Below are 6,134 nucleotides of genomic sequence, written 5' to 3'. Positions count from 1 at the left end.
AGGCAGGCGTGGATATTTCGTAAGGTATGGTTGTGATACCGGCCCTGGCTACAATAGATTGCTGGGTAGATATTTTGTGGGTATCCACAATTACCTCCAGACATTCCGGTGTGCACATGGCCATGGCATTGGGCACAAAACAAGTATTGGGGTCAAAGGTACCTGGCTTATCTGCGGCAGCGGGCTTGTTATTGCTTTCGCAACTGCTCAGGCTCAGGCCCAGTGCTGAAACTGACATCAGCGTGTAAAAAAATCTTTTCATTTTCTGTTTGTTTTGATTGTAAAATTTTGAAGCGCAAATATAGGCTGGCACTTGTTGAAAAGCTATAGCAACAAAACGTATTCCTCAAAAGCAATGACAAAAAGTATTCATTTTTAATACAATAGAAATCTGCCCGGCAGGATAATGCGTACTTCTACGCATAAGATCCGGTAGAAGTACCCAAAACGGGTGTGACTTATACGGTGCTCAAATTACAGTATTTACTCTCTTGCATGCCGCTTGCTTTATACCCAAATTTGCAACAACCAATTGAAACAAAAACGCCCCTGTAAACATCACCATGATTACATTTTTGCCGTGCCGGAAAAAACAAATTTTCTGTACCGCATGATAAAAAACTAAACCAAATTTTATGAACTTCTTTGCAACACCAAACTACCATTCCGGCAAAATGATTTTTAATGAAACAGAGCTGGCAGCTAAGAGAGCAGGCTTTATCCTCCAGCTCCACCAGACCAGAGAAATTTCTGTCCGCACTTACAACAATCTGTTGACCCTTTCCGAAAACCCTTTTTTGAAGGAGGAGGTGTTTGTCAATGATATGCCTTTGGCGATGGTTATCTCTTTCCTGGAAAGAACCGTTTATGAGTTCACCAGTTCGCTTTACGAAGAGATGGCCAGTGTTTCGAACGATATCATCTGGCTGAAAGAATTTACCGATTACCTGCTCCAATGCGCCGAGAACATTAAAAAAATAGAACTGCAAAGCAGGATGTATCGCAATTCAATTTTCTTCTGATGCAGACCTTTTAACCATGTATCATAAATGAAGGTTAGAGCAACCCGATTGAGCTTTTCTCTTTCAGGATTGCTCTATTTTCCGGATGCCCGTCCGGTTCGGCCCGGGCGGGTTATTTGGAATAAGACGAATAGCGGGACTATCGAACAAATGCAAATAGGAGAAAACCCTCTGTTATTTTATAGTTCGGGATGCCGTTCGTAAAACTTCGAGCAGGAGACCACTTGATACACGTTTTGGAATTTGTTTTTTTTATCAAATTGTCTGATATAAATTTAGCAAAATAAATCAATTGACATGAGTGCAGATTTAGTTGGAGACCAAAATTTAAATATAGCTTTTCAAACTGTTAGTGGGATTCGCGACGCAGTAAGTATTGCAACCCGTAAACAATTTCCACCAACTTATGAACAATCCTTAAGATTTTTGTATGACTTAGATGAAGGATTATATAATGAATTTGAAAAGCTACTAAGTGAAAAAAATGATAGCGAAATTGTTAGGCAATATAAAGAGGAAGCAATATTAAGTTCTGGAAATGGTGAGCAAACAGATCCTGTAGATTTAATAGATGCTGAAATAGAAAGACTTAAAATATTAACAAGTAAATCTTCTTTAGAAAAAAAGGACTTAAGAGCGACAAATGCCAAAATTGCCAGACTTCATGCGGCGAGAGAGAGCTTAAAACCTAGACATCTTACAGAGAATGCAATTTTGGTAAGAGATTTTGCTCAGATAGATAGACGTGAGATTTTTGGAGAAGTTTTAGATAATGGTTACAAGTATGTTGATTATGAAATTACAGAAAATAGATTCCTTAGAATGCGATTGCTTCACCCAGATAAAGAGGAGCATATTACAGGAGCTGATTTAATTTATGAACAATACGACATAGAAAGCGAAAAAGTACGTTTTCTTTTTTTACAATATAAAACCTGGGAGGATGGTCGAATTTATTTTTCCAACGGAAATTTAAATGAACAATTAGCAAAATTGCGAAAAACACTTTGTGATTGTAATTTCTGTGAACACCCTAGTTCAAAAGAGGAAACATTCAGAATGCCACACTGTTGTGGTTTTTTGAGACCTACAGATAAATTACAAAAACATAAAAATAAAATGGTTTCAAGTGGATTGCATATACCTATTTGCAAAGCGATTGATTTGAGTAAAAAAGACAAAAAACTTGATAAAAAACATTTAGCATTAACCTACCCAAACCACTACATTTTTGAAAAGCTTTTTAAGTTAGGACTAGTTGGTAGCAGATGGTTCGATAATAATGAAATTGAAAAATTTTATAAAGACAATAAAATATTGGAGAAAGGGGATACCTTAAAACTTTACACAACTGAATACATTAAATCCAAAAAGAAATCGGATGATGAATTATTAGAAGAAGATTACTTGCTATCTTAATTATTCAAAACTATCAATTCTTATTGTTCCGGATCTATTGTCACATTAAAGACTTCCACTATCCATACACTGATTCTATTATAATAAGGAGTATTTATTTTAAAAAATGTTTCTCTATTTTCGTTGGTAAGTCGCACTGGTTTGCATTTACGCTTACATCAACAAGGGCGAAATAAAAATATTTACAAAGCTATTTCTCTACTTTTGAAATCTAAATTTAAATACTCATAAATGAATTATATATTAAGTAACTTAAATAAAAAAATTGATTTTTTAAAATCTGACAATCAAAGAGCAGAATTACGAATACACTATCAATCAAAGTTTGAGTTTATACTAATATATATATTGTCTTATTTGTGGAATAAGAATTGGGAAACAATATCAATAGATGATAGGGAGTATATTATAAACTGTATTGGAAAACCATCAATTGGTACTATAATTTCAATGATTCGAAAATTAGATTTATCATCTGAATTTTTTGGGAATAGAAAGGTTAAAGGCTTATATAACTTTATAGATGATTATCCCAGATTCAGGAATGAAAAGATTGGTCATGGCTTTTCATTCGAAGATGATACAGAGAATTATTTAAACTTTTTTGAAAAATTCTTCGAATTAATTGAAGCCCCAAACTTACATGACATTTTTAATGAAGTTGAGATAATAAAAGTTACAAAGGAAGAAGACAATACATTTAAAGGCATATCTTATAAGTCTGATGGTTTTACCTATAGAGTATGGTCTTGTCCAAAGCAGATATTTAATTTCGAAGTCGGTGATTTATTTTTATTCATTAAAAGCACCTACTATGTTAGAATTTCGCCATTTATTCTATTAGAAAATGAATCGGAATTTTATACTTTTTGTTCCATCGAAGAAAAATTAACTGGAAGAACAAAATATAATAAACTTCTCAAAACTGGTCATTCTACAATAGAAGTACCTGAATTTGAAAAATTATCTATTCTTTCCGATGGTTCCAAAAGGAAATCAGCTAATGGAACAGTAATAAATGCTTTTCAAAATAATTTTAGTAAGTACATAGATGTAGGAATCACTAAGAAGATTATTAGTTTTTTAGAAAACAATATGGCCTCGGTCTTTGGTACTATTTGGGGGCATGGAGGAGTTGGGAAAACAGCATCAATTCAAAGAGTGTGTGAAATCCTATGTAATCAAGCAAAAAAAGTATTTGATTATGTGATTTTCCTATCAGCGAAAGATAGACAATACAATTATTATCACGGCCGCATTAATCATATTTCAGATGGAATTACTTCTTTAGATGATATAATTCGAGTTGTCAATTCCATAATATTTTCTTATGATGATTTGAATGATCGTCACATATTAAATTATCAAGGCAAACTACTGATAATTATCGATGACTTTGAAACTTTTAGTAAAGAAGAAAAAGATAGGATAATTGAATTTTTAAATAAACTAAATATTAATCATCACAAAATTATTATAACAACAAGGTCAGCAATTCTTATTACAGGAGAAGAGATTCAAACAAAAGAATTAAATGAAGATGAATGTATTATGTTCCTTCAAGAGGCAATAAAAAATGAAATTCCTAATTTTAATCTTGATCAGCTTCAAAGAGAGCTTAGAAATAAAGAAATACGTAAAAAAGTTTTTGAAATTACATCAGGAAGACCATTATTTATCCTCCAACTTGGAATTTTTGCCGCTCAGAAAGGGACGTTGCTTGAAGCCTTAAACACTGAAATAAAATCAACGAAAGAAACAATAAATTTTCTTTATGACGAATTTATGAATACCTATCTCACGATGGGAAAAATATGTTTTTAGCAATCAGCCTGTTAGTTGATGAAAATGATTTAACAGGATTAATTAGCACATTAAGATTTATACTTAACAAAGAAGATTCAGAAACTGATGATGATTTTTTTAATGCTCTCAATGAACTTATTAAGCTAAAAATAGTAACAATTGAAGATGGTTTTTTCCGAGTTTACTCATTAGAAATTTTTAAACTAATGAAGATTTATTACCAAAATAAAGGTAATGAATTTGATGGTGGAATTATGAGTAGAGCAAAAATCATAGATACAGACAAAAGAACCTCTACAGAACAAGCATTATTAACTAATGCAGACGCAAGTAGATTTATCTCAACAGAAGTAGAAGTGGAAAATAGCTACAGAAGAATTCTTAACAGACAAAAAACACCTTATGAGATTAAACGCACAGCATTAATCAATTTTGCCACTTACCTTATCCAACAAAAAAGTAAATTTCAAAAGGCCTTGAAGTTATATGAAGATTATTTTTCACTGTTTAAAAAAGATGAAATCTATACTCTGTATTATTCTTCAAATGCTTGGGCTGATTCTTCAACTCCAACTTCAAAATATTTAGCAATTCAAATAATTGAGAATTTCTTCAAATTAAAACCTCGTTTATCATCAGAATCATATTTGAAATTACTTGGAATATTAACTACCTATAAAGCTATATTGGTAGTTACTGAACGGGATGATCTTAAAGGGAAAAGTAGGTTTAGGGAAATTTCTAAATCAAATTACGATATCTTATACAATGAACAAAAGGAGAGAATGCAAGAAATTTTTAAGTATCCAGGTAGTAGATTGTATTCTCTTATAGAAGATATTGATATCATGGGTTTAAGTACTAGTTGTAGAAATCACGTACTTGACGGATTATCTCATTTTACAGAGATAGCAATAAGAATAAATAAAAATAATGTGGGGAAAGAAGTGTGTAATAAGGTTATTTCTGAAACATCTGAAAATTACCATAAACCATTTGTTTTTAAACTTAATAAGATTGATTTTTTTGAAAATCCTGAAAAATTTGATAATGACCTAACAAACGCGATTACTGATGTAAAGCAGTCGGAATTTGGAAATAAATTAAAAAGTGTGCTTTCAAAATCTGAAGGTTCGAAATAAGAAAAGTTCTAAAACAATCAAATAGCAAGAATCATTAATATCTGAGCATTTAAATCCTGTAACATTCAAAGTTAATTGTATAAAAGCCTGTTTTACATCCATCTTATCTTTGCAATGTAGGTTCACAGCTACAAATCTAACTTGATATTTAAAAGCCAGCCACATCTTCGACAAGGTGGTTGGCTTTTTTATCCAAACCTAAAATCCAATTAAGATGAAAAACGAAACACTTGAAATAATCGCCGCTGTATTCATCATTGCAGGAACAGCTTCTCTGTTTGCACTGATCAATCATAAAAGAAAGAATGCCATCTTACGGCGTATGAATAAGTACAGTAACATACCCCGGTTTATTGAACATCAAATGAACAGTACCCACAAAAGACTATCCAGACTTTAATAGGGTGATGAAATTTTCTGCCCCGCTCTCCATACAAGTCAACAATCAACATGCGGCTCTACGAAGTTTCAAATTGGGGTATTTCAAAAACAATCCGGTTTCAAATCTGATCAGGATTCAAACCTTTATCCTGACAGGATCAAAAAAACGTGAATCCAATCCGGTTCACTTTTTTTTACCCCCCGGATTAAATAGCTCGTAAAAGGATAAATAAGCCAGCCATCCATGTGGGCAGACCTGGCTGAAGAGCTGTATACTTTGGCAAACGTATCCTGTTTAGTTGGTAGACATAAACTTTTAGATTGGGGAACGTAAACCGTTTGTCATCTCCTAAAAAAACTTGAC

5 protein-coding genes are annotated in these 6,134 nt (G+C 32.5%); 4 read left to right on the top strand and 1 reads right to left on the bottom strand.

Annotated elements, in window-relative coordinates:
* Nucleotides 1-262, bottom strand: a 262-nt coding sequence (locus B3C18_RS10490) for a hypothetical protein (protein WP_291146403.1), incomplete at its 3' end; no start/stop codon positions are given.
* A gap of 373 nt (nucleotides 263-635) precedes the next feature.
* Here B3C18_RS10490 and B3C18_RS10485 point away from each other — a divergent pair.
* The 4 genes from B3C18_RS10485 (at nucleotide 636) to B3C18_RS10470 (ending at nucleotide 5,389) form a co-directional block, all read left to right on the top strand.
* Complete coding sequence (locus B3C18_RS10485) at nucleotides 636-1,022, top strand: hypothetical protein (protein WP_291146401.1); 387 nt, start codon at nucleotides 636-638, stop codon at nucleotides 1,020-1,022.
* Nucleotides 1,023-1,319: 297 nt separating this feature from the next.
* Nucleotides 1,320-2,441, top strand: a complete 1,122-nt coding sequence (locus B3C18_RS10480; protein ID WP_291146399.1) for a hypothetical protein — start codon at nucleotides 1,320-1,322, stop codon at nucleotides 2,439-2,441.
* A gap of 231 nt (nucleotides 2,442-2,672) precedes the next feature.
* The gene (locus B3C18_RS10475) at nucleotides 2,673-4,265 is read left to right on the top strand and encodes an NB-ARC domain-containing protein (RefSeq protein WP_291146397.1); all 1,593 of its coding nucleotides are present in this window, start codon (nucleotides 2,673-2,675) and stop codon (nucleotides 4,263-4,265) included.
* Nucleotides 4,256-5,389, top strand: a complete 1,134-nt coding sequence (locus B3C18_RS10470) for a hypothetical protein (protein ID WP_291146395.1) — start codon at nucleotides 4,256-4,258, stop codon at nucleotides 5,387-5,389. The genes B3C18_RS10475 and B3C18_RS10470 overlap by 10 nt, the downstream gene beginning before the upstream one ends.
* The last annotated feature ends 745 nt before the right edge of the window (nucleotides 5,390-6,134 follow it).

Origin of the sequence: Flavobacterium sp. UBA7680 (assembly GCF_002482975.1) — a bacterium.
GTDB lineage: Bacteria > Bacteroidota > Bacteroidia > Flavobacteriales > Flavobacteriaceae > Flavobacterium.
The sequence above is the reverse complement of the archived record's forward strand: the minus strand, read 5'-3'. Positions and strand labels throughout refer to the sequence as shown.

What these genes read in the sequence shown, in the direction of transcription:
- B3C18_RS10485 (WP_291146401.1), top strand. Translation starts at nt 636, where the DNA reads ATGAACTTCTTTGCAACACCAAACTACCATTCCGGCAAAATGATTTTT.
- B3C18_RS10480 (WP_291146399.1), top strand. Translation starts at nt 1,320, where the DNA reads ATGAGTGCAGATTTAGTTGGAGACCAAAATTTAAATATAGCTTTTCAA.
- B3C18_RS10475 (WP_291146397.1), top strand. Translation starts at nt 2,673, where the DNA reads ATGAATTATATATTAAGTAACTTAAATAAAAAAATTGATTTTTTAAAA.
- B3C18_RS10470 (WP_291146395.1), top strand. Translation starts at nt 4,256, where the DNA reads ATGTTTTTAGCAATCAGCCTGTTAGTTGATGAAAATGATTTAACAGGA.